This window comes from Halovalidus salilacus (assembly GCF_031852275.1).
GTDB lineage: Archaea > Halobacteriota > Halobacteria > Halobacteriales > Natrialbaceae > Halovalidus > Halovalidus salilacus.
In genome coordinates this window covers 2,156,340-2,178,480 of the sequence record NZ_CP134700.1, presented here as the reverse complement: position 1 = coordinate 2,178,480, position 22,141 = coordinate 2,156,340, and the positions used below count along the sequence as shown (strand labels likewise).

19 protein-coding genes are annotated in these 22,141 nt (G+C 63.6%); 12 read left to right on the top strand and 7 right to left on the bottom strand.

Annotation, left to right across the window (positions count from 1 at the left end):
* The first annotated feature begins 396 nt into the window (after positions 1 to 396).
* Genes RJT68_RS10850 through RJT68_RS10840 form a run of 3 tightly spaced genes read left to right on the top strand, consistent with a single transcriptional unit; the run spans position 397 to position 3,109 of the window.
* Entirely contained in the window at positions 397 to 2,133 is a 1,737-nt protein-coding gene (locus RJT68_RS10850) for a propanediol/glycerol family dehydratase large subunit (RefSeq protein WP_407036577.1), read from the top strand.
* Between the two features lie 2 nt (positions 2,134 to 2,135).
* The gene (locus RJT68_RS10845; protein WP_407036576.1) at positions 2,136 to 2,708 is read left to right on the top strand and encodes a propanediol/glycerol family dehydratase medium subunit; all 573 of its coding nucleotides are present in this window, start codon (positions 2,136 to 2,138) and stop codon (positions 2,706 to 2,708) included.
* Between the two features lie 2 nt (positions 2,709 to 2,710).
* Positions 2,711 to 3,109, top strand: a complete 399-nt coding sequence (locus RJT68_RS10840) for a diol dehydratase small subunit (protein WP_407036575.1) — start codon at positions 2,711 to 2,713, stop codon at positions 3,107 to 3,109.
* 156 nt (positions 3,110 to 3,265) lie between these two features.
* Here the strand turns inward: RJT68_RS10840 and RJT68_RS10835 are convergent, their stop codons facing one another.
* A complete protein-coding gene (locus RJT68_RS10835; protein WP_407036574.1) occupies positions 3,266 to 3,592 on the bottom strand; it encodes a hypothetical protein in 327 nt (108 codons plus the stop codon).
* 495 nt (positions 3,593 to 4,087) lie between these two features.
* On the opposite strand from RJT68_RS10835, the gene RJT68_RS10830 reads away from it, so the two are divergent.
* The gene (locus tag RJT68_RS10830) at positions 4,088 to 4,888 is read left to right on the top strand and encodes a universal stress protein (RefSeq protein WP_407036573.1); all 801 of its coding nucleotides are present in this window, start codon (positions 4,088 to 4,090) and stop codon (positions 4,886 to 4,888) included.
* Between the two features lie 367 nt (positions 4,889 to 5,255).
* Here the strand turns inward: RJT68_RS10830 and RJT68_RS10825 are convergent, their stop codons facing one another.
* The 3 genes from RJT68_RS10825 to RJT68_RS10815 form a co-directional block, all read right to left on the bottom strand.
* On the bottom strand, positions 5,256 to 5,858 hold the full coding sequence (locus RJT68_RS10825; protein WP_407036572.1) for an LURP-one-related/scramblase family protein: 603 nt from the start codon (positions 5,856 to 5,858) through the stop codon (positions 5,256 to 5,258).
* Positions 5,859 to 6,075: 217 nt separating this feature from the next.
* A complete protein-coding gene (locus tag RJT68_RS10820) occupies positions 6,076 to 8,409 on the bottom strand; it encodes a bacterio-opsin activator domain-containing protein (protein WP_407036571.1) in 2,334 nt (777 codons plus the stop codon).
* 735 nt (positions 8,410 to 9,144) lie between these two features.
* A complete protein-coding gene (locus RJT68_RS10815) occupies positions 9,145 to 9,690 on the bottom strand; it encodes a hypothetical protein (RefSeq protein ID WP_407036570.1) in 546 nt (181 codons plus the stop codon).
* Between the two features lie 941 nt (positions 9,691 to 10,631).
* Between RJT68_RS10815 and RJT68_RS10810 the strand changes: the two genes are divergently transcribed.
* The gene (locus RJT68_RS10810) at positions 10,632 to 11,813 is read left to right on the top strand and encodes a sodium:calcium antiporter (RefSeq protein WP_407036569.1); all 1,182 of its coding nucleotides are present in this window, start codon (positions 10,632 to 10,634) and stop codon (positions 11,811 to 11,813) included.
* Positions 11,814 to 11,874: 61 nt separating this feature from the next.
* A complete protein-coding gene (locus RJT68_RS10805) occupies positions 11,875 to 12,381 on the top strand; it encodes an OsmC family protein (RefSeq protein ID WP_407036568.1) in 507 nt (168 codons plus the stop codon).
* Positions 12,382 to 12,397: 16 nt separating this feature from the next.
* Here RJT68_RS10805 and RJT68_RS10800 read toward each other — a convergent pair whose 3' ends face one another.
* Positions 12,398 to 13,288 carry a hypothetical protein gene (locus tag RJT68_RS10800; protein WP_407036567.1) on the bottom strand — a complete coding sequence of 297 codons (891 nt, stop codon included), beginning with the start codon at positions 13,286 to 13,288 and terminating at the stop codon, positions 12,398 to 12,400.
* 244 nt (positions 13,289 to 13,532) lie between these two features.
* Between RJT68_RS10800 and RJT68_RS10795 the strand changes: the two genes are divergently transcribed.
* The 5 genes from RJT68_RS10795 (at position 13,533) to RJT68_RS10775 (ending at position 18,878) form a co-directional block, all read left to right on the top strand.
* Positions 13,533 to 15,470: an aldehyde ferredoxin oxidoreductase family protein gene (locus RJT68_RS10795; protein WP_407036566.1), complete on the top strand. Its 1,938-nt coding sequence runs from the start codon at positions 13,533 to 13,535 to the stop codon at positions 15,468 to 15,470.
* A 220-nt stretch (positions 15,471 to 15,690) separates the two neighbouring features.
* On the top strand, positions 15,691 to 15,855 hold the full coding sequence (locus RJT68_RS10790; RefSeq protein WP_407036565.1) for a hypothetical protein: 165 nt from the start codon (positions 15,691 to 15,693) through the stop codon (positions 15,853 to 15,855).
* A gap of 115 nt (positions 15,856 to 15,970) precedes the next feature.
* Positions 15,971 to 17,341, top strand: coding sequence for an ABC transporter substrate-binding protein (locus RJT68_RS10785; RefSeq protein ID WP_407036564.1), 1,371 nt, complete (start codon positions 15,971 to 15,973; stop codon positions 17,339 to 17,341).
* Positions 17,338 to 18,093, top strand: a complete 756-nt coding sequence (locus RJT68_RS10780; RefSeq protein WP_407036563.1) for an ABC transporter ATP-binding protein — start codon at positions 17,338 to 17,340, stop codon at positions 18,091 to 18,093. The genes RJT68_RS10785 and RJT68_RS10780 overlap by 4 nt, the downstream gene beginning before the upstream one ends.
* The gene (locus RJT68_RS10775; RefSeq protein ID WP_407036562.1) at positions 18,090 to 18,878 is read left to right on the top strand and encodes an ABC transporter permease; all 789 of its coding nucleotides are present in this window, start codon (positions 18,090 to 18,092) and stop codon (positions 18,876 to 18,878) included. The genes RJT68_RS10780 and RJT68_RS10775 overlap by 4 nt, the downstream gene beginning before the upstream one ends.
* Positions 18,879 to 18,895: 17 nt before the next feature.
* Here the strand turns inward: RJT68_RS10775 and RJT68_RS10770 are convergent, their stop codons facing one another.
* Positions 18,896 to 19,660 carry an ABC transporter permease gene (locus tag RJT68_RS10770; RefSeq protein ID WP_407040357.1) on the bottom strand — a complete coding sequence of 255 codons (765 nt, stop codon included), beginning with the start codon at positions 19,658 to 19,660 and terminating at the stop codon, positions 18,896 to 18,898.
* A 173-nt stretch (positions 19,661 to 19,833) separates the two neighbouring features.
* The gene (locus tag RJT68_RS10765) at positions 19,834 to 20,907 is read right to left on the bottom strand and encodes an ABC transporter substrate-binding protein (RefSeq protein ID WP_407036561.1); all 1,074 of its coding nucleotides are present in this window, start codon (positions 20,905 to 20,907) and stop codon (positions 19,834 to 19,836) included.
* 326 nt (positions 20,908 to 21,233) lie between these two features.
* Between RJT68_RS10765 and RJT68_RS10760 the strand changes: the two genes are divergently transcribed.
* Positions 21,234 to 22,136 carry a type I phosphoribosyltransferase gene (locus RJT68_RS10760; RefSeq protein WP_407036560.1) on the top strand — a complete coding sequence of 301 codons (903 nt, stop codon included), beginning with the start codon at positions 21,234 to 21,236 and terminating at the stop codon, positions 22,134 to 22,136.
* Positions 22,137 to 22,141 lie beyond the last annotated feature (5 nt).

The window sequence follows — 22,141 nt, the reverse complement described above, 5'->3', positions numbered from 1 at the left end:
CTTTCGACCGTGGTGAGGTCGATTCCCGATAGCCGGCGCAAGTGAGGGAACAGCAACGTGCAGATCGCCGCTCTGAACGGAACCAACTGTTGCGGTCGAAACTACTCCTTTCGCCCTCGCCGTATCGCCAATCGGATCACAAATCTTGAAGTCGACCATAGCAGAGACGGTCGGTCCAACCGATCGATCAAGTCTGGCTACGCGTTGACGTTACTTCTATGATACCCGCCTGCTACCCGCGCTAGCGCCAGAGATCACGAACATGGAGTGCGTGACGAGTGATTGCCACGCACGCTATCCGGAATACACCTAGACTTTCATTACAAATATTTTATTTTCACAACTCGGCTGTACGAACGTCAAACTATATACCGAAACTCGTGGAAACTCGGATGTATGCCAGAGGATGACAAGTCGCTAACTGACGGGGGCGGTCAGTCTGAAGAGGCTGAGCAGATCGGTCCTCGGCGGTCAAAACGCTTCGAAAAATTGGACGAACGGGCAGTGACCAAAGACGGCTTCGTGAACGAATGGCACGAAGTCGGGTTCGTGGCCATGGAGAGTCCGAACGATCCTGACCCGAGCGTCACGGTCGACGACGGCCAGATCGTCGAGATGGACGGGAAAGAGCGCGACGAGTTCGACTTCATCGATCGATTCATCGCCGATTATGCGATCAACGTCGAGAAGGCCGAAGAAGCGGTGGCGGTGGACTCTGAGAAGTTTGCGCGCGACTTGGTCGACATCAATGTCCCGCGCGAGGAGATTGTCGAACTCTCGACGGCGATGACACCTGCCAAACTGGTGGACGTCGTCAACTACCTCGACATCGCCGAGATTATCATGGCGATGAAAAAAATGCGGACGCGCCAGACCCCCGGTAACCAGTGCCACGTGACGAACGTCGAGGACAACGTGGCGCAGATAGCCGCCGACGCGGCAGAGGCGGCGCTCCGCGGTTTCTATGAGGCCGAGAATACAGTTGGCGTCGCCCGGATGGCGCCGTTGACCGCGCTGGCGCAGCAGATCGGGGCACAATGCGGTCGTGGCGGCGTGATCACGCAGTGTGCCGTCGAGGAGGCGACGGAACTCGAGCTCGGGATGCGCGGATTGACCGGCTACGCGGAAACGGTCTCCGTCTACGGTACGGAGGACGTCTTCAAAGACGGCGACGATACGCCGTGGTCGAAGGCGTTCCTCGCGTCCGGGTACGCGTCTCGTGGGCTGAAGATGCGCTACACGTCGGGTGCGGGGTCCGAACTCAACATGGGACAGGCGGAAGGGAAGTCGATGCTCTACCTGGAAACGCGCTGTATCCTCGTCACCAAGGGTTGCGGCGTTCAAGGGCTCCAGAACGGTGGGATCAGCTGCATCGCGATCCCCACGTCGGTGCCGGCCGGCGTCAAGGAAGTCGCTGCCGAGAACCTGATCACGATGATGGCCGACCTCGAGGTGGCTTCGGGCAACGATCAGACGTTCACGCACTCGGACAAGCGTCGGACCGCCCGGATGATGCCCCAGTTCCTCGCCGGAACGGACTTCATCTTCTCGGGGTACAGCGCCGTGCCGAACTACGACAACATGTTCGCGGGATCGACGTTCGATTCCTACGACTTTGACGAGTACAACATCATGCAACGCGACCTTCAGGTGGAAGGTGGCACGCGACCGGTCGACGAGGAGACGGTCCTTGAGTACCGCGAGCGGGCGGCCAAGGCGTTACAAGCCGTCTTCGAGGAGCTCGGTTTCCCACCCATCTCCGACGATGAGGTTGATGCCGCCGTGTACGCCGACGGGAGTAAGGACATGCCGGATCGGAGCACGGCCGAGGACATCGAGGCCGCGGAAGAACTCCTCGAGGAGGGAATCACCGGCGCCGACGTCGTGAAGATACTCGCCGAGAACGGGTTCGAAGATATCGCCGAGAACCTGCTCGGAATCCTCAAAAGTCGCGTCGCCGGAGATTACATCCAGACGTCCGGTATATTCGAAGGTGACGGAGAGTTCGAGGTGGTGAGCGCGGTCAACGATCCCAACGAGTACCGGGGCCCCGGGACGGGACACCGGCTCACGGGCGAGAAGTGGGAAGAAAAGAAGGATGTCCGATTCGCCGTCGATCCGGAGGACATCTAACCATGGCTCAAGCGCAACAGCGGTCACGAGAGCTGGTACTGACCGAAACGGGTTCAGCGACGGAGGGAACGGCGACGGACGAAGTCGTCATCTCGATCAGCGCCGGATTCAACGAAATGAAAGACGAGACGCTCGCGGGGGAGAAACTGGCAGACGTCCTCCGCGAGATGATGGCGGGGATCGAAGAGGAAGGTTTAACCCCGCGCGTGGTACGGTACACCGACAACCTCGACCTCGGAGTTATCGGGCTCAGAGGTGCCAAGCTCAGCGGATCGGGAATCTCGATCGGCATCCAGACCCGCGGAACAACGCTCATCCACCAGGAAGACCTCGTCCCGCTCAGTAACTTGGAACTGTTTCCGCAAGCGCCGTTGATCGACCTTGAAACGTATCGGGCGATCGGCAAAAACGCGGCCCGGTACGCCAAGGGGGAGAACCCAGAGCCGGTGCCGGTTGCGAACGATCCGATGACGCGGCCGAAGTACCAGGCGCTCGCGGCACTCTGGCACATCAAAGAGATGCAGTACAAGGACGAAGACGAAGATCCGATGGAACTGGAGGTGTCCTTCGAATAACCATGACTGACAACATTGAATACCCGCTTTCAGATCACCCGGACCAGATCGAAACCCCGAACGGAACGAAGCTCTCGGAGATCACACTCGAGAAAATTGTCGACGGCGAAATCGAGGGCGACGAACTCGTCATCGCACCGGAGACCCTGGAAAAGCAGGCGGAGATCGCAGAAGGAGAGGGACGACCGCAGCTAGCACAGAATTTCCGGCGAGCGGCCGAACTGACGAGGGTGCCGGACGATCGGATCCTCGAGATCTACAACGCGCTCCGGCCGAGCGGAGCGGACAAGGAAACGCTCTACGACATCGCCGACGAACTCGAGGAGGAGTACGACGCGACGATCAACGCCGAACACGTGCGAGAAGCTGCGGAAGTTTACGAGGAGCGTGATCTCTACTGAGTACGACGGAATATCCGTTTACGACCATCGCCCTTAGCGAGAGTCCGGATCTGTTCGCTACAGACTGAATTGTATCGAACGAAGCAGATCGTCTGTTGGTGCGATCGGGCGCGGCAGAATTTTCTAGTTACCGATAGAACGCTGATCTGCACCTCCTCACAGCCGCGGGTGCGCGTCGACCGCGCGCATGTGCCGACACGGCTTCCGATCGATCGGCCGACGGGCGATGTGGCAGTTACAGGTAACGGGGGTTCCGGCGTCGATCGTGACGACGTGATCGACTTCCGTTACAATTGGACTATCTACGGATTCGGTATCGATAATCGACGAGACGCGAACGCGCCCTTCATCGAGTAGAGTGAAGGTATAGTTCTCCCGGTAGTAGTCCCAGTCGCGCTCGCTGTTTCGATCGATCGTCTCTCGTATCACTTCGAGATGTTCTCTCCCCCTATCAGGATGTTCGTCGGCGTCACTCCCAGGCATACAACACACTATACGGATCGTACCCTTACGCGTTCGCGTTTCAATTGCACCTTCTGCTTTCCGGGAGAGAGATAGAGACCGACGTATGGCGAGTCGGCGATCCGGTCGGGTCGCCGTCGACCACTTGTATTGACGAGCACTAGCTCGACGCGCTCACGAACCGACTGTTCGCACGTAAACTCGAAGTGCGTGTGTTGAGCATTGGCGAGCTATTTTACTGCCAGTATTACTGTCTCCGGACGACGAAACGTCTACTGCCGTTCGAGCAATTTTCGCTGACGATCGACGAAGCGTAACTTATCACCCTCCACCACGTACGAGTCGTCACGTGACCGCCGCGATACACGCGGAAATACGACGACAGCGGACGTACTCGGCAACCGCTCGTGCCCCAACGACACCGTTTACGGCGTCTGTCGGGCGATCGCTCTCCGCGCACAGCGAGAACTGACACGGAAGGTTCGCTTCAGAGGCCCACACCCCCAATCTCCGCTCATGTACGACAGAATTCTCGTTCTACCTGTCCACGGCCGACGAGCGGAATCTGCAGTGGATTATGCGTTCGAGATTGCCACCGACCACGACGCATCAGTATTCTTCCCCGAACGGATCGCTACGGGCGACTACCGCCTCCGAAGAGCCAATCCTGAGAGAATACCGTTGCTCACCAACGACTATGCTACTCGAGGATCCAAATTCGGTCAGGGGCCTATTCACCAGTCGATAGCTGCCGACTGCGCCGATAGCTCTAACGTCGATCTCGCAGTACTCGGTATTCGGCGGCGATGGTTGCTTAGAGAATACGTCATCAAAGGTTCGGTCGGCCGTATTCTCGCCTCCGCGACGGCGCCCACGTTGACGGTTCAGTCGGACATTGATGTCTCTGAAGCGTACCCGTACGATTCGATCCTCGTCCTTCTCAACGGGGATGACGATGTAACAACACGGATCGAACGAGGTGCCGAGATCGCGATCCGACACGACGCCGAGTTACACCTACTGTCGGTTGTCAATCGAGGTGTGCTCGGGGCCAGCGCGTGGTCGAACGAGATCGTCGGCCGGCTTGAGGCGGATGCTCGTGAATCAGCCGACGAAGCCGCAAAAGTGGCGGCGGCTGCGGGCGCCACTGGTATCGTCACCGCGGTAGGAAGGGGAGCCATTACGGCGCAAATTCAATCGTATTCGTCCGCCGAGAACATCGATCTTGTCGTAATCGGAACATCCTCCCTGGACCGACACACGACGCGGATCGTCCGGTCCGCGCCGACACCAGTGTTGAACGTTACGTCCGAGTAGCTCTGATCGCGCTCGCGTTCATGAAAATGGTGTTCCGGAGTCAGGCAATCTTCCACCTCTTCCGGAGGAAACCGATTTACAGGTGTGGGTAGTGTTCTTTAACTCGAAATCGAACACCGTCGAATGCCTCTTTGAAGGCGTGAAACGACGCACATTCCAGTTTGCAAACCGTTCCAGCCATCACACTGGGATCCATGCGATGTGTGTACGCAATGTCGTCACTTCGAGACGCTCTGTGAATCACCAACCGATCGAAAATGGCCGCGAACGCCGCCAGGACTACTACCCTGGGAGGAGCAGTTCGCCCGAGACTATTCTGCAACGAACGAACCTGCGGAGCGAATAGTCCCGCTGATTCGACCCGAATTTACTCGTTCTCGAGGGCGTCGAGGATGCACGCGGCGGCGACCACCGCCTCCTTCGGGACGTCGCTGGCGTCGTCGATGGTGACCGTGTAGGCGTCCCGCAGCGAGAACTTCCCTTCAATGTCGCCGACGTGCCCGCCGTCGGCGTCGAAGATCTCGTACTTGTTGGGGGCGAGGTTCGCTACGGAGACGAGGTGCCGGAGCGCCGAGAGGAGCTTGCTCTTCGACTGAATGGTCGCCAGCGCCTCCCCCGTGTCGGGGTCGCGGATCGTCCAGTTTTCGACGAACAGCGAGAAGTCCTCGTCGAGGACGACGACCTCCTCGCCGGTACCCGCGTCCGCGATGGTGTAGTTCCCCGCGACGTCCAGGATGCCGCCGGCCTTCACGGTGAACGCGTCCTCGTCGGCGCCGGTCACGAACGGAAACTCCTCTTTGAGCTTGAACATCTTCTGCTTGCCCTTCAGGACGACGTCGCCCGCGCTGTCACGGACGACGTACTTGTTCCGGATCGCCGACTGTTTGACCTCGTAGCGATCGTCGTCGAGATCGATCGTGGAGATGTCGTAGGGGTTCGACGCCGGCCCGGATGGGGAGGAGTCTGTCATAGCTACTACGTGAATCATATTCGGAGAAAAACCTTTTGAAGGATATGATTCAGACCGGTGAACCGATCGACGAACGGGTTTTGCGCGTACCTGTCGATCCGTTCACCGGATCGCATCTACTGGAACGTTCGGAGAGCGCCCATCACTTCTCGTCAGAGCCTGCCCCGTCGACGACGGGGGTGAAAGGACTGGAACAGTCCGGATGGCCGAGGGCTGATCAGGATTCGGTTTCGAAGAGCTGTTCACAGAGTCGACGTTCGGCTTCCCGGAGGTGGTACGAAAACGTCGATTGCGTGATATCCAGCGTCTCGGAGAGTTGATTCCCCGTTCGCACCCGGGGTGATTCGAAAAAGCCGCTCATGTACGCGGTTTCGAGGATCTCCAGTTGTCGGTCGGTGAGCCGTTCGAACAGGGCGTCTCGAAACTCCGTGCGCGACTTGATCGGACGGTCTCGCGTTCGACGTGCGACGAGTTCGAGTCCCGGATAGACGGTTTGGAGGGATTCGACGAACTCTCGAACGGACGCGACGGCGGGAAGGTCGACGACGGCCGTCGCCGACTCGGCCGCGACGGTGAGAGCGCGAACGTACCCCTGATTCTCGGTGACGTGTGAAGCGAGCGTCGCCTCGGAAATCGTCGCCTCGAACGCGTACCCACCGTCAGTCTCCCGAATCACCGCCACGTCCGAGACGCTCGGCACGCGAGCAGCCGCGGCGAGAACCTCCTCGGAAGCGACCCCTCGAGCGGTGAAAAACAGGCGGGTCTCCTCGGTAGCGGCGGGGGCGAGTCCGTCGAACGAGAGCTCCGCCTCCGTCGCTGCGGCGAGCTCGCTGAGAACGGTGGTCGGTTCGCGCAGTTCCAGCGTCAGTTCGGTGACGCGATCCGTCAGGAGCGTTTGCTTGGTCTCCGCGGCGTCGAGGGCGTGTGCGATCGTCTCGCCGAGTTCGCCCAGCACCGTGTGATCACGCTCGTCGGGTTGGGGTGAATCGAGGTACACGGTCAGCACGCCGTACGCCGATTCGTCGTAGACCAGGGGAATACTGATACACGACCGGGCACCCCGCTCGAGGGTTGCTTCTCGCCACGCTGTCGCGCGCGAATCGATGGCGATATCGTCGACGACCTGTAGCTCGCCGGTTCGGACGGCCGCGAGGATCGGATCGTCGGCCGATCGGGTACCGATCGCGTTCGTGAGGGTCTCGAGATACCCGTCGTCGACCCCGGCCCACGCGTGCGGGGTGATGGAGTCGGTGACGGGATCGCGTTCCCCGATCCAGGCGAACTCGAAGTGGTCGGAGTCGGTAAGCCGCTCACAGACTGCACGCGTGATCGCTTCGAAACTGTGAGAGTCGACGAGGACTCTATCGATAGTTCGAAGGAGGCCGTTGAGTTGATCGAGGCGCTGCAGTTCCTCGTTTTGCTCCGCCAATCGACGTTCCCCTTCCGCGCGGTCGAGCGCCGTTTCGATCGTCGCCGCGACCGTTTTCGCCAGGTCCACCTCACCATCGACGAACGAGTGCGACCGCGTACGCCCGGCGCAGATGACGCCGTGTCTCCCGAGCGGAATCACTATCGCGCTCCTGAGCGAACTCCCCGACGAGGCATCGTCGGGTCTCTCGAGGTCGGTGCAGACGGTGACGTCGCCACCGAGGAAGGTCTTCCACAGGCGGTCCGAGAGGGCATCGGGACACCGTACCGTCTCGGAATCCGCCTCCAGGGCGGTGCGGTCACAACGCCGCTCCAGTTCTCCGCTCGTTCCCTCGTATCTCCAGAACGCGGCGTATTCGACGTCGAGTACGTCGATCGAGATGTCGGCGACGTGATCGCAGATCTCGTCGAGATCGGCGTTCATCAGGCGGCGACTCGCGTCGTTCAGCCGTCGGAGCCCCATTTCGGCGCGTTTTCGCTCGGTGATGTCGATGAGATATCCGAGGTAGTTCGTGATCTCGCCGGCTTCGTTCCGAACGATTTTCGTCGTGTCTTTCACCCAGCGAACGTCGCCATCGTTCGTTCGCACGCGGTACGGTTGGTGGCTGAACCGTTCGGTGGTGCCGTCGCTGTGCTCCGCAACCTCCCGGGAGATGCGGTCGATCTCTTCGTCGAGTAAGAGGTCGGTGAACGGAAAATCGCCGGATTCGAGTTCGTCGGGGGTGTAGCCGAACACGTCCTCGACGTTTTCGGAGACGTACTCGACCGGCCACCCGTCGTGCGCATCGGGGTTCCACCTGAAGACGACCGCCGGACCGTCCGCGAACATGTCCCGCTCCTCCTGGAGTTTCCGTCGAACGCGCGGATCTGTCCGGTCGTGGTCGAGGTCGGGTCCCTCGCCAGTTCGCACGTGAACGGGACGCCACCACACTCGCCCGCGCGCACCGACCTTCTTGCTCTCGAGACGACCGTCTTCGACGAGCGCGTCGAGTTTGTTGTAAATGGTCCGGGATGTGCAGTCGAACTCGTCGGCAACGTCGCTCGTCGTCAGCGGTGTACCGGGCGGCTCGAGCTCGGAAACGACCGCAAACACCGCCTCGAGCGACGGCGTCGTCGTGGGCATATCGGGACTGTGTTACGAGAACCTTAATAGGTTCCGTCAAGAGAACGAGCGGGGGACGATTCTCGGTCGATCGTGGGACGCACACAGTCCCACGTGAAGGACGATCTCTTCCGTATATCGGCCGTTACGGGATCGATTCCGGCGGCAGGGTGCCGTCGAGGCAGTCAGATGCTACTCGGTACCGTACGGTACCCTCCCCGCACCGTCACGCTGCCGAAGTTTCCCTTGAAGGAAACAATCTGTCCCGGCGGACCACGTTCCCGGGTACCGAACGGTCTCGGTCATCGAAGAAATACCCCGAGCGGCCGGTTCGAGTTCCGTAATTTCGACACAGGCTTCATTCACTCGGAGTTCCTCAGAACGGGTAGCCGAGTCCGTCTGTGCCTCTGACAACCTTTCCGACTCGGCTACCCGAGGTCATGGCCTGCACCCCCTGCTGTGGTGGGACAGGGCCGATGTCGGTTGTGGTCGCCACCCCCCGCGGAAGCGGGGGACGGTGATTCCACGAGTGTTCCCAATCTCCGGTCTCGCGTGGCGCTCCCGCCGGTTTCCGTACCGCTCTCGGACGCGGGCGTTCCGTGACACGCTGAGTCGGTCGAACTACCCTGAAACACTATTTCGATGTACTCGATCGTGAGCTCTGATACCTCGGTTCCGCCGGTCGGGGTCGGCCGGTCTAACGGTTCATCGGGGGCCTCGACTCGAGTGGCCGTGTGCAACTGGAAGAGCGGGACGTCAGGACTGCAATTCGTCTATGGCCGCCTCGAGTTGGTTCGAAGCGGACCGCTCGGTGACGAGTTGTTCGCTCCGGTAGGCCTGTATCTCGGATGCGTCGACCTCGATCTCGGACTCGGCGATCGCTTCCACGATGGCCGCGAGAACGATCGTCTGAAACTCGAGTCTCGCTTCGAGGTCGTTGACCTTCTCGAGGGTCCGTTCGGAGAACTCGGTGAGCGACGCCGAGTACTCCGCCAGGTTCGCCTCGGCTTGACTGAGCCGTCGTTCCCCGAGACTGACCGTCGCGAAACGTTCGACCTCCTCGATGTCCGCTGCCAGTCGGTCGAGTTCCGTTTCGACCGGTTCGAGTTGCGATGCGACGATCCGTTCGACGCGACTCTCGAGGGGGGAATCCGACGATCCGTCCGGCTTCTCCTCGAGCGGAGTCTCCACGCTGGATTGGCTCGAGGGCTTCGTCCCGTTTCCGTCCTTGCACCGGAGGACGTGGCTCATGTACGACCCGGGCAGGGGGTGTTCCTCCCCGCAGTGGACGCATGCTGGCATGTGTTCACACTCAACAGAGTGAGGTAAATATCTTTAGCGAAAATTCCGGGCGGAACTGTCGATAAACCATCGGCCGGTCCCTGACGGTCGTGGATTTCCCACCGAACTCAGGTCGTACGCGGCGCGAGTAGGGGGCCGGGTCGGCACGCCTTCGATGACTCGGCCTTCGGTACGCGAAATACGATCGTCGATATCGGTCGACGAAACACGATCGATTTCGGTCGGCCGCCGTTTCGGGTCACCGGTCTCGAGTATCGTCGACGGACGCTTTCAGCGCCGTCGATCCGCACACCGGGCACGCCAGGACGCCTTTCGTTTTCGTCACCGCGTCCGCGCGGGGAACGACGGCACCACAGTCGAGACACGTCACGGCACCGTCGGTTGCTTCCGTCCCACGAACGGTCGGAACGCCTCTGATGACGGTGTGACCGCACTCCGGACATTCGAGGTCGTTCCCGCGTTCGGTTTCCGCCGTTCGTCGGGGAAAGACGGCTCCGCAGTCCGTGCACGCGGCGTTCGAAGGGATCGACATCATCGTCACCTACGCGAACGCGGCGGTTGAATCTAGGGATACCCCGCCCGGCGATTCGTCGTCGACGGCACGGTACGTCGTCGACTGTTCGCCCACCCACCCGCTCCACGCTCGATTTATCTCGGCGATAGACTTTTACCGGGCATCGTAGAGGTAGACAATGTCAAACATACCTACCATGCCAGCAGAACCGCTTCAGCGTCCTCGAGCCGGTCGTGCGGACGAAATCGGGACGTCCATTCGAACCCTGGCAGCGGAGAACCGCCCCGTGTTCGACGGCTGCGGACACCGACAGGACCCCCGGACGAACGCACCCGTCCGCTGACGCACCGATGTACGAACGCCACTACACCACGGCCACCGTTCGCCTCGTGGATTCACGAGTCCCCCTCACGCGAACTAGCTCACTATGAACAACGGACGAATACTGCTCGCGTTCGTCGTGTTCGCGTCGTGTATCGTACTCCTGACGTCGCCTGCGCTCGCGCAGGACGACGCCCGAGATGGTGACGACGGTGAGGGCGGCCTCGAGGGGGCGGTCGAAAACGTCGTCGAAGAGTACGGCACGGTCGGATCGCTGGCTGCAATCGTCGGCGGCGCGCTCCTGTTGACCGCGTGCGTCGAGAAGCTGATCAGCTACCTCACGCGCGCCGCGCTCGGTTTGAAGGTTTCACTGTTCGCGCTCGCGATCCTCTTCACCGGATTCGAATTCGACGATACGGTACTGGCGCTCGTGCTGTCAGCGGGCGACCTCGAGGGTGCCGCCCTCGGTACGGCGCTCGGGACGAGCCTCGCGATCATCGGCGTCACGCTCGCCCTCGCGGCGATACTCAAACCGTTCCCGGTCGACCTGCCGACCGATTACGTCGCGCTCTTCGCGGTGGCACCGATCCTCCTGACGCCGTTCGTCCTCCTGGGATCGCTCACGCTGATCCACGGGCTCGTCCTACTCGGTATCTTCGTCGCGATGTTCGGGTACCTGTTGGTTCGCGAGTACCAGCGCGGTACGTACGTGTTCCGAAATTCCGACCTCGGTAAGCGCGTCCAACCCGACGGCGGGGCGATTCAACCGGCGTCGATCGCGGAGATTCCGGAAGACCGGTTCGTCAGCGGCCATCGAGCGTCGGGCTGGATCTGGATAACCCTCTCCCTCGTTGCGCTCGCCGGAATCGTCCTCGGATCGATCCTGATCGAATCCGGATCGGAGTCCGCCATCGACGGATTCGGCATCGACGAGACCGTCTTCGGCGCGACGGTCCTGACCCTGATCCTCACGTTCGAAGACGTGATGCTGACGATCGAACCTGTTCGTCGGGGCGTCCCCGAAATCGGCGTCGGGAACGTCATCGGCAGCGTGCTGTTTTCGGTGACGGGTAACGTCGGCGTCATCATGCTAATGAGCGACCTCACGATCTCGAGTTCGGTCCTCGTGTTCCACCTCCCCTCGGTGATCGTCATAACGGCGCTCGCGGCCTATTTCCTTCACAGGGGGAATCTGAAACGGTGGCACGGTGTCCTCCTCGGTAGCCTCTACGTCGTCTACTGGGTGATCGCGGTCCTCGTCTTCGGCGGCGTCCCGATCTCGGGGTGATTTCCGGCCCTTCCCCTAGCGTTTTGATACCGAATGTCGTACTCGCTTTCGAGAACGAGATATGTCCGACAGTGACCTTCAAGAGGCGCAACGACCGCTCAAAGAGACGTACGAGGAAGATCCCGAACAGGCTCGCGTCACGCTGACGGCGAGCGGAGCGGCGCAATCCGACGTCCGCTCCTGTAACGTCGACATCGGTCGAGCGATCTACGAAGCCGAGTTGCACGAGGGCGCCGCCGGTACGGGAACGGGTGCGTGTTCGGGTGATCTCCTGCTCGGTGCCCTCGCCGCCTGCTCGCAACTCACCGCCCAGGCGGTCGCCGACGCGTTCGACGTCGACGCCGACATCTCGACCGAGGTCCACGGCGACCTCGACCTCCGGGGGACGCTCGGCATCGACGAAGACGCCCCCGTCGGATTCGAGGACATTCGAATGGAGGTCTCGGTCGACGGCGACGTCAGTCCCGAAACTGCGGACGCGCTGAAGCAGTACGCGGAGCGGTACTGCGTCGTCCTGCAGACGCTCTCGAACCCGCCGGAAATCGACACGGAGTGGTCGTTCGACTAGGACGGCCCGCCCCGGTTTACTCGGCGCGACCGGACGGTTCGGACGCTCCCTCGCCTATCTCCTCGAGCACCGCCCACGACTCGACGTTGGACTCGGGAACGGCGACCTCCCCGAGGAGGGCCTCGCACGACCGACAGGTCGACCAGACGAGGACGTGCGGCGGCTGACAACACGGGTCGACTCGATCGTGCTGCCGGTCGATCGGTCCGTCGCACGCGGGACAGCGTTCGGCCAACAACCGAACGCGGCGGAGGACGTCCAACCGGACGTCGCGATCGAGTGCGGCCCAGCCGTCGAGACGGTCCTCGAGGAGCGAAGCGGCCGCCACGTCCGCCGCGAGCGCGGCGTCCGACTCCCACCGGAGCAGTTTGGTACCGTCGACGGAAAACGCCCCCTCACCCCGTTCGACGACGTCCGTCGTCCCGACCACCTGACCGATTTCGTCGACCGAAGGGGGCGCCTCCGCGTACCGACTCGACGTCCGCCGTAGGTGCGTGCGAAAGTCGCCGTCGAGACGAACCCCGTCACCCGTCGTTCGGTCGACGACGCCAGCGGCGGCGAGTACGTCCCACGGATCGACGGCTTCGCCGTCCTCGAGCGTGGGTGCAGCGATCGGGTCTTTGCCGAACAGTCTGCGGATCCGGTGTGGGAGGTACCGCTCGGTGAGTCGTGGCGTTCCGGGAACGAGGTACCCGCGGAGATAAATCGTGACGAGGGAGCCGAGAAATACGATCGTCCCGATTGGAACGGTCGTGACGACACCGACGCCGGCCGCCAGTACGCCGGCGAGACCGACGTTACCGACCGTACACGGAAGGCAACGGTTCTCCCCGGTGTATTCCGGCTGTCGGCCGGGAATCGATCGCTCGCGGAGGAATCGCATGTCAGGGGTGTGATGGCGTACCACACGTTTCGGCAAAAATCTTCGTCTCCACCCCCACTGCGTCCCCTATCCCGACAGAACAGGGGCGGATAGCGTTCTCGCTGTCGCTCCGCTCCCGGCAACGGTTTGCTCGTCGCTCCCGTGCCCGTCGGGAGCGCGGAGACGGCGACCGTCACGGCGGTCTCTCCCGGTTGCAAAGGAGAAAGTCCGTTTCCACCACGACAAGAGTTAACATCCGTCGCGTTGGGACATCCACCGAGGGAGTACCATGACCGAACTGGGCGGCTTTCAGGACAGGGTCGCGCGCGTCGACCTCTCCGACGGGGAGATCGCGTACGAGTCGATCGACGACGAGGACGCGAAGAAGTACATCGGCGCGCGGGGCCTGGGGGTAAAGTACGTCTTCGAACAGGGGCCGGACGTGGACCCGCTCGGACCGGAGAACCTGCTTGCGTTCATGAACGGCCCGCTCTCGGGCACGCAGGTGACGATGAGCGGCCGGATCGCCATCTGTACGAAATCACCGCTGACGGGGACGGTCACCGACAGTCACCACGGCGGCTGGTCGGGCGCCCGACTGAAGTGGGCCGGCTTCGACGGCCTGCTGTTCGAGGGGAAGGCCGACGAACCGGTGTACGCGTACGTCGAGGACGGCGAGGTCGAACTCCGTGATGCCTCCCACCTTTGGGGGATGGGATTCCACGAGACCCGCGACGCGATCGAGGAGGAGGTCGACGGCTCCTACGGGAAGAACCTCTCGATCATGGGCATCGGCCCGGCGGGAGAGAACCTGGTGCGGTACGGCAACATCATGAACGAGGACGACCGCGCCTCGGGTCGGGGCGGCGTCGGCTGCGTCGCCGGCTCGAAGAACCTCAAGGCGGTCGTCGTCAAATCCAACACGCGGATGCCCAAACCCGCGGACCAGGAGACGTTCCAGGAGGGCCACCGCCAGGCGATGCAGGCCATCCAGGAGTCGGAGGTCACCGCGCCGAACGAGGGCGGCCTCTCGATGTACGGGACGAACGTCCTGATGAACATCACCGAGGAGATGTCCGGCCTCCCGACGAAGAACGGCCAATACACATCGACCGGCGACGCCGTCGACGCCGGCGAACTCGAGCTCGACTCGGAGAACGTCTCCGGGGAGAACGTCCGGGAGAACATCCTCGTCGACGAACCCACGTGTCACTCCTGTCCGGTCGCCTGTAAGAAGGAGGTCGAGGTCGACGTGATGCACAAGGGCGAGGAGATGAACGTCCGGATGGAGTCCTACGAGTACGAGTCCGCCTGGGCGCTCGGCCCGAACTCGATGAACGACGACCGCGACCAGGTCGCGCTGATGATCGATCGGTGCAACGACGTTGGGATGGACACCATCGAGACGGGCAACATCCTCGCGCTCGCGATGGACCTCACCGAGGAGGGCTACCTCGAGGAGTTCGACGACGGCGAGGGCATCGAGTGGGGCGACACCGAGGAGATGGTCGAGATGATCGAACGAATCGCCAACCGCGAGGGCGACCTCGCGGACCTGCTCGCCGAGGGTCAACGGCGCGTCGGGGAGGAACTCGACGCCCACGAGCACCGCCTGGACGTCAAGGGTCAGGCGATCGCGGCCTACGATCCCCGGTGCATGAAGGGGATGGGGATCGGCTACGCCACCTCGAACCGCGGGGCGTGCCACCTGCGGGGGTACACGCCAGCCGCTGAGATCCTGGGTATCCCCGAGAAGGTCGACCCCTACGAGTGGGAGGGCAAGGGCGAGCTGACCGCCCAGTTCCAGGATCTGCACGCGATCAGCGATTCGTTCGACATCTGCAAGTTCAACGCCTTCGCCGAGGGGATCGAGGAGTACGTCCTCCAGTACAACGGCATGACCGGCATGGACGTCACCGAGGACGAATTGCTCGAGGCGGGCGAGCGCGTTTACAACCTCGAGCGCTATTACAACAACCTGGCGGGCTTCGACGCGAGCGACGACTCCCTCCCGCAGGTCTTCCTCGAGGAGGGCGGGACGCCCGGACAGGGCGCCTCCGAGGGCGAGTACTGCGAACTCGAGGAGATGAAAGCCGAGTACTACGACCACCGCGGCTGGGTCGACGGCGTCGTCCCCGACGAGAAACTCGAGGAGTTGGGGATCGATATCGGCCCCGGAACCGGCGTCAGCAGCGAAGGCGGCGCGACTGCCACCGGGGACGACTGAGGTCGGTTCCTCCCCGCCACTGCGGCCTCGATTTTTCGCGTTTCGACCGATTTAATCTGTGCGTTCGAGCAACGGCCCCCCGGTGAAAAAGCGGTAGCGCACGCAACGACGCCCGTGATCCCTTCGGAGTGGTGACGTTCGACCGTCGAGGGCCGACGCGCCATCGAAACCGATGGACGTGCTCGACCGCTCGATCTCGTACCGCGGCCCTGACCCCACCATGACCACGAACGAACTTCTCGTCGACAAGTGCTCGGTCTGTAACACGTACTTCGTCGTCGGCTCGAGCGCGGACTTACAGCGACGGATCAACGCCCACGAACTCGAAGAACACGGGAAGGTACGGCCCACGAGGATCGATCACGATGCGGCCGACTACCAGTAACGACTCCTTCGTACCGGCGACGGGGATCGAAACCGATCAGTCGCCACGCTCGAATCTACCCGTCGGCGCGAAGCGGGGATACCCTTATGCGATGCCGAGGTATATGCTAACATGAATGCGCCGACGAACGTTCTGGGTACTCGACGATGACGATCAACTCCTCGTCGAGCACCTCTCCGCGGGACTCGGACGGACGACAGCGCGCGTCCTCGCGTACCTCCTGTTACGAACCGAACGCGAAGACGGGCCCGCGACGATCCTTCAGGTGCAGGTCGGGACCGGAACGAGTCGGTCGACGATCCGCGATGCGCTCGCCCGGCTCGAGGATCGCGTACTGGTCGAACGGACGACGGTGGAACCGAACTCCAGAACGCACGGCCGGCCGCCCTCGGCGTGGCGGCCGGCCGGAGACCGCCGCTCGAGCCGTCGTCGAACGTACGACCGACACGCGACGGCGCTGCTGGAGCGAGCGGAAACGATCTTTCTCGATCGGCAGTCGGGGGACGGAGGAGCACGCGCGGACGCGACGCGGGCGGACGATGCGAGGCCGGCGGACGACGCGACCTCGGCGGATGATGGGGCGCGAGCGGACGACGCGACGCGGGCGGACGATGCGACGCGAGCGGACGACGTGACCGTCGCGGTGAACTGGCGTCCGAACGGCCTCCACGTACCGTTTTACGCGGCGACGACGGCGGGGTGGTACGACGCGTACGACGTCGGCGTCGAGTTCGGGCACCACGACGGATCGCTGCGCGCGCTCGATCGAGTCCGGTCGGGCGGGGCCGACGTCGGAATCGCCGGGGCCGCGACGGTGCTGCGAGCGCGAGCCGAGGGGGCGCGGGTCGTGCCGGTCGCGGTCCTCTATCAGCGCGCGATGACGGTGCTGTACACCGTTCGGGAGGTGTTCGGGGAGGAGCTTCGGAGCGTCGCCCAACTTCACGGGCGACGGATCGGGATGCCGCCGAACTCCGAGACCGGCGTCCTGGGGCGCCTGTTCGTCTCGCAGACGGCGCTCGAGGACGACATCGAAATCGCAGAGACGGTCGGGGAAGAGCGGGAGGCGCTCCTCGCGGGACCCGCCGACGTCGTGACCGGATCGGTCACCGATCCGCGCGACCTCGAGCGACGGGGGAAGACGGTCGACGCGTTGCTCGTCACCGATCACTTCCCGATCTACGGGCCGACGGTCGTCGTTCGCGAACGAGCGCTCCGAACCCGACGATCCGTACTCCGGGCGTTCCTCGCGGGAACGGTAGGCGGGTGGGCGGAGGCGAATCAGGACCCGGGCCCGGCGGCGAGCCGAATCGCCGACCTCGGCGGTGAGGATCCCGAACGGGTGCGAACGACGTTCGAGCGCGCGGCCGCCGAATTCGGCCGGAGCGACGACACGCGAGACCACGGGTGGGGCTGGCAGCGCGAGCGAACGTGGGATCGCCTCCGGACGGCGCTCGAGCAGGGACGGTTACTCACCGGCGAGCTATGATCGAACTCGAAGACCTCACGGTGCGATACGACGGGTTCACCGCGGTCGCGGACGTCGACCTGCGGATCGACCGCGGGGAGTTCGTCACCGTCGTCGGCCCCTCCGGCTGCGGAAAGACGACCGCGCTCCGGGCGATCGCGGGGCTCCAGGAACCGACGAGCGGCCGCGTCCGAATCGACGATCGGCCACCCTCCCGGGCACGGGAACGGGGGGACGTCGGGTTCGTGTTTCAACGGCACACGTTGCTTCCGTGGAAGACCGCGCTCGAGAACGTCGCGTTCCTTCGGCGGATGGCGGGGAAGCCTCCCGATCGGGAGGGGGCGGGCGCGTTACTCCGCTCGCTGGGACTCGAGGGCTTCGAGGACGCTCGACCGAGCGCGCTCTCGGGCGGGATGCGACAGCGGGTCGCCATCGCGCGCGCCATCCACCTCGGCGCGGACGTGCTGTTGATGGACGAGCCGTTCGGGGAGCTCGACGAGATCACGCGCGACGAACTCGGCGTCGAGCTCCGGTCGCTCTGGCGGCGCGAACGGAAGACGATCGTCTTCGTCACGCACAGCGTCCCCGAAGCGGTCTTCCTGGGCGATCGGTGCGTGGTGATGGGGGACGACCCGGGCCGGATCGAAGCGACGTTCGACGTGAACCTGCCCGAGCCGCGCGATACGGAGGTCTTCGGTTCCCGGGCGTTTCAGCGGCGGGTCGCGGCGGTCCGCCGGACGCTCCACGACGGGTACGAGCGCGAGGTACCATGAACGAACGAGTTCGCTTCGACGCGTCGGACGCGGCGTACCCGGCGGGCGCGCTCTGCGTCGGCGTGGCCCTCTGGTGGGCGATCACGCTCGTGACCGACGTTCCGCCGTTCGTGCTCCCGCCGCCGAGCGCCGTCGCCGCGCGACTGGTCGGGAATCCGGAACTGTACCTCGCGAACGCGTGGTACACGCTCGAGAAGATCGTTTACGGCGGAACCGTGGGAATCGCGGCCGGAATCGGCCTGGCGCTGTTGGTCGCCTACGTCCCGTGGTTCCGCCGGGCCGTGTACCCGTACCTCGTTACGGTCCGAGTGCTGCCCAAACTCGCGATCGCTCCCCTCCTGCTCATCTACGTGGGGATGGGAACGACGACCGCGGTCGTCTTCGTCGCGCTGATCGCGTTCTTCCCGCTCGTCCTGAACGCCGCCGCCGGACTCGATCGCGCGCCGTCGGAGCACCACGAACTGTTGCGGTCGGTGAACGCGGGTGCGGTCGAGCGAATCCTCTACGTCGACGTGCCGTACGCGCTCCCCGATTTCTTCGCGGGACTCAAGCAGTCCGTGACGCTCGCCGTGGTCGGGGCGGTCGTCGCGGAGTGGGTCGTCTCGGACGACGGCCTGGGATACCTCGTTCTCTCCGGCTCGGAGAACGTTCGCCCGGACGTGATGCTCGCCGCCCTCGTCGTTTTGGTGCTCGAGGGACTCGCCCTGTACGGAGCGGTCGTGGTGGCACAGCGCGGGGTGTACGGCTGGCTCGACCTGGAGGGTGGGACCGCGGGGATGGACTGACGCTCGCTTCAACGGCGTCAGGAGCGCCAGAACGCGCGCTCGATCGCGACCGGAACGAGGTAGAACCCGATTCCGAGCAGCGAGAGGGCGACGAGGGCGGCGTAGGTTTCGGCGGTTCGAAGGTAACTCGACGTCTCGAACACCCGATAACCGAGGCCCGCCTCGAGCGTGACGAACTCGGTGACGACGGCCCCGATGACGCTGAGCGTGGCCGCGGTCTTGACGCCCGCGAAGACGCTCGGCGCGGCCGCCGGAACTCTGACGTGGACGAACGCGGCTGTCTTCGAGGCGTCGACCGTCTCCAGCAACTCGAGGTACGGTTCGGGCGTGGATCGGAGTCCGTCGAGGGTCGCGATCGTCATCGGGAAGACGGTCAGGGTCGCGACCACCAGTGCCCGCGCGAGTACGCCGCGACCGACCCAGAGAAACAGGAGCGGTGCGACGGCGATCACCGGTGCGATGCGGAGCGCGATCACGTACGGAAGGAGCGTCTTCGTCGCCGCTCGGGAGTGTATCATCGCGAAGGCGAGCGTCACGCCGATGGCGCCGCCGAAGACGAGTCCGACGCCGGCGGTCGTTCCCGTGACGGCGGCGTCGCCCAGCAACGTCGGAGCGGTTTCGACGAGGGTGGTTGCCACCTCGACCGGCGATGGGAGGATGACGGACGGGATCCCGGAGCGGTCGACGGCGCCGTGCCACGCGGTGAGGAGCGCGACCAGCACGACCGCCGACGGGAACGCTCGTGCGACGAAGTCGCGACCGCCGACGGTGAGGCCGTCGATACCGTCGGCGCTCGAGGCGGACCCGCGCCGGTTGCGCTCCGATCCGTCGGCGCGCTCGCCGATCGGCGACCGGTGCGACGAGGACGAGCCTCGAGGACGTGGCGACGGGGGAGAGTGGGACGCCTCGGCGGGCGACGGCGTTCCCTGCGCGCCGGCCCGTTCCCGTTCGTCAGTCACGCGTTCGATCGCACTCGTTCGGCGAAGTCCGATACGTACTCGGCGTCGCCGTCCAGGTACTCGTTGGTCCACACCGACTCGGGATCGACGTCGTTCTCGATGGCGTCGGCGGCGGAGAGCGTCTCGTACGTTTCGGTCCACGGACCCGACCCGCTAGCGCCCCACCCGTCGGCCTCCACGGCGTCGGAGAGGAGGTACTCGGCGTACATTCGCTCCCACTTGGCCGCCTGGTTCTCCCGCGTTTCCTCGAGTTCGGGGTGGACGTCCACGAGGTGGTCGATCGCTTCGTCCGGGTTCTCCGCCGCCCAGGCCGTTCCCCTGGCGGTCGCCCGGAGGAAGCCGCTCACCGCGTCGGCGTTCCGCTCGGCGAAGCGCCGGTCGGTCGCGACGAGGTGGCCGTAGGAGGCGACCGCCGACTCGATCTCGAGGACGTCGATCTCCCCGCCCTGGTGTTCGGCGTCGACGACGTCGCTGAACACGCCGCCGGCGGCGTCGACGTCACCGTTGAGCACCTGCTGTACCGTGTCGAAACCCGTGTCGACGTACTCGACGCCGTCCAGAACGCCGTGGTGGTCGAGGAACGCCTCCGTCATCGTCCGGACCATCCCCGGACCGCTCCCGACCGTCGCCCCCTCGAGTCGTTCGGGATCGTCGAGTCTCCCGAAGCTGTTCCGATCCGCGAAGACGACGTTGGGGTTCCGTTGCATCACGATGCCGACGGAGACGGGCGACAATTCTTCGGCGTTGACGGCGAGAATCTGATCGGCGCTCGAGATGGCGAACTCGACGTTCCCGAGTCCGGCCTGATTGGCCGCGAAGTCGGCCCCGTCACCGTTCTCGATTTCGACGTCCGCGAACCCCTCCTCCTCGTAGAACCCGTTCTCGCGTGCGGCGACGTACGGCACGTGTAGGCCGCTCATGTTCCAATTGAGCAGGAGCGTCACCGATCCGAACTCGTCCCCCGATCCGCCCGCGGTTCCGTCGCGTCCGGAACCACCGATGCAGCCAGACAGTGCGATTCCTCCCCCGAGCGCGAGGAACCCTCGACGCGAACAGTGCGTGTGATTCACAATCTCACCCGGTCCGACTGACCACGAAGGGGGATATAAAACATTTGGAGATTTATTCAAGTGGTCTCTCTGCCGGTGTCCGAGCGGACGAGCGCAGTGTTCGAGCGTCGCCGCGTCGAACTGGGCCGGTTCCGCGGGTATCCCGGTCTCTCACCGTCAGCGGGGTGCGGCCGGTCGTCACCGTCCGATTCGAGAATCGCCGAATCGATCGACACTATTGTTTCAGGACGTAGGTATAGTATTAATATAATAAGTTTGATACAGAGGAACGTTGGCCCCACACACGGAGTGGCAGTTGGAAACAAGTGTCACGATCGGGAGGACGCATGACGACAGCAAAGATCACACCCGAAGCGCAACGGCAGTTAGCGCGCACCCTCGGCGTCGATGCGGCGCGCGATGGAGAGGAGTTGACCGTCGAGCACCTTCGCGAGGCGGTGGATGCGGAGACCGACCCGGCGTTCGAGTCGATGGGAGCGGCGATCCGAGGCGCACTCTCGGGGAAACTCGACGAGGAACTGCTCGAGGAGGAACTCGCGAACGTGCGGACCCAGCTGAACCGGCTCCCTGACGTTCGTTCGAAGGGGATTCCGGACGGAGAGACGGAGCCGGAGTCGCTCTATCGGGAGCTCACCGAGCCCGGCTGGCGAATCTACGACCACCTCGTCGACGTCGATTTCTTCGAGAGCCTCGAGACGAACCTCCCGCGGTTCACGCCCGAACACATCGAGGGGACGGCTCACGAACTGATCAACGCCGACGAGCTGGTGGCTGAACTCGAGAGCCTCGGCTTCGACGAGACCGAACGGCTGGCACTGGTGATGGACGTCGTGAACAACAACACGCGACTCGCCCGGTGGGTTCCGACGAGGGACATTCCGGACGGCGTCGAGTTCGACGTCGAACACGTCCCGCCGCTCCATCAGCGGGCGATGGGTGGCGTCTTGCTGTGGATCAACGCGCTCGACGTGCACCTGTGGCACAACCGGATCCTCATCACCGACGAAATCCTCGACGACGGCTACTGGGACGTCAAGGCGATGCTGGCGGGCGTCTACCTGCTGGCGAAAGCGGCGCTCGAGGTCGCTCGCGGTGACGAGTTATCGCACGCGCAACTGACGGCGGCGATCACCGCCGGCGCGGCGATCTCGATCGTCAACCAGGAGGAGATCTGCAAGCACGCGTTCTGGATCACGGAGGAGACGCGCGCTCCACCCCAGGCGAGGTAGATACA

What these genes read in the sequence shown, in the direction of transcription:
- RJT68_RS10830 (WP_407036573.1), top strand. Translation starts at nt 4,088, where the DNA reads ATGTACGACAGAATTCTCGTTCTACCTGTCCACGGCCGACGAGCGGAA.
- RJT68_RS10805 (WP_407036568.1), top strand. Translation starts at nt 11,875, where the DNA reads ATGTCCGACAGTGACCTTCAAGAGGCGCAACGACCGCTCAAAGAGACG.
- RJT68_RS10795 (WP_407036566.1), top strand. Translation starts at nt 13,533, where the DNA reads ATGACCGAACTGGGCGGCTTTCAGGACAGGGTCGCGCGCGTCGACCTC.
- RJT68_RS10760 (WP_407036560.1), top strand. Translation starts at nt 21,234, where the DNA reads ATGACGACAGCAAAGATCACACCCGAAGCGCAACGGCAGTTAGCGCGC.
- RJT68_RS10815 (WP_407036570.1), bottom strand. Translation starts at nt 9,690, where the DNA reads ATGCCAGCATGCGTCCACTGCGGGGAGGAACACCCCCTGCCCGGGTCG.
- RJT68_RS10780 (WP_407036563.1), top strand. Translation starts at nt 17,338, where the DNA reads ATGATCGAACTCGAAGACCTCACGGTGCGATACGACGGGTTCACCGCG.
- RJT68_RS10790 (WP_407036565.1), top strand. Translation starts at nt 15,691, where the DNA reads ATGACCACGAACGAACTTCTCGTCGACAAGTGCTCGGTCTGTAACACG.
- RJT68_RS10845 (WP_407036576.1), top strand. Translation starts at nt 2,136, where the DNA reads ATGGCTCAAGCGCAACAGCGGTCACGAGAGCTGGTACTGACCGAAACG.
- RJT68_RS10785 (WP_407036564.1), top strand. Translation starts at nt 15,971, where the DNA reads ATGCGCCGACGAACGTTCTGGGTACTCGACGATGACGATCAACTCCTC.
- RJT68_RS10850 (WP_407036577.1), top strand. Translation starts at nt 397, where the DNA reads ATGCCAGAGGATGACAAGTCGCTAACTGACGGGGGCGGTCAGTCTGAA.
- RJT68_RS10820 (WP_407036571.1), bottom strand. Translation starts at nt 8,409, where the DNA reads ATGCCCACGACGACGCCGTCGCTCGAGGCGGTGTTTGCGGTCGTTTCC.
- RJT68_RS10825 (WP_407036572.1), bottom strand. Translation starts at nt 5,858, where the DNA reads ATGACAGACTCCTCCCCATCCGGGCCGGCGTCGAACCCCTACGACATC.
- RJT68_RS10840 (WP_407036575.1), top strand. Translation starts at nt 2,711, where the DNA reads ATGACTGACAACATTGAATACCCGCTTTCAGATCACCCGGACCAGATC.
- RJT68_RS10835 (WP_407036574.1), bottom strand. Translation starts at nt 3,592, where the DNA reads ATGCCTGGGAGTGACGCCGACGAACATCCTGATAGGGGGAGAGAACAT.
- RJT68_RS10810 (WP_407036569.1), top strand. Translation starts at nt 10,632, where the DNA reads ATGAACAACGGACGAATACTGCTCGCGTTCGTCGTGTTCGCGTCGTGT.
- RJT68_RS10775 (WP_407036562.1), top strand. Translation starts at nt 18,090, where the DNA reads ATGAACGAACGAGTTCGCTTCGACGCGTCGGACGCGGCGTACCCGGCG.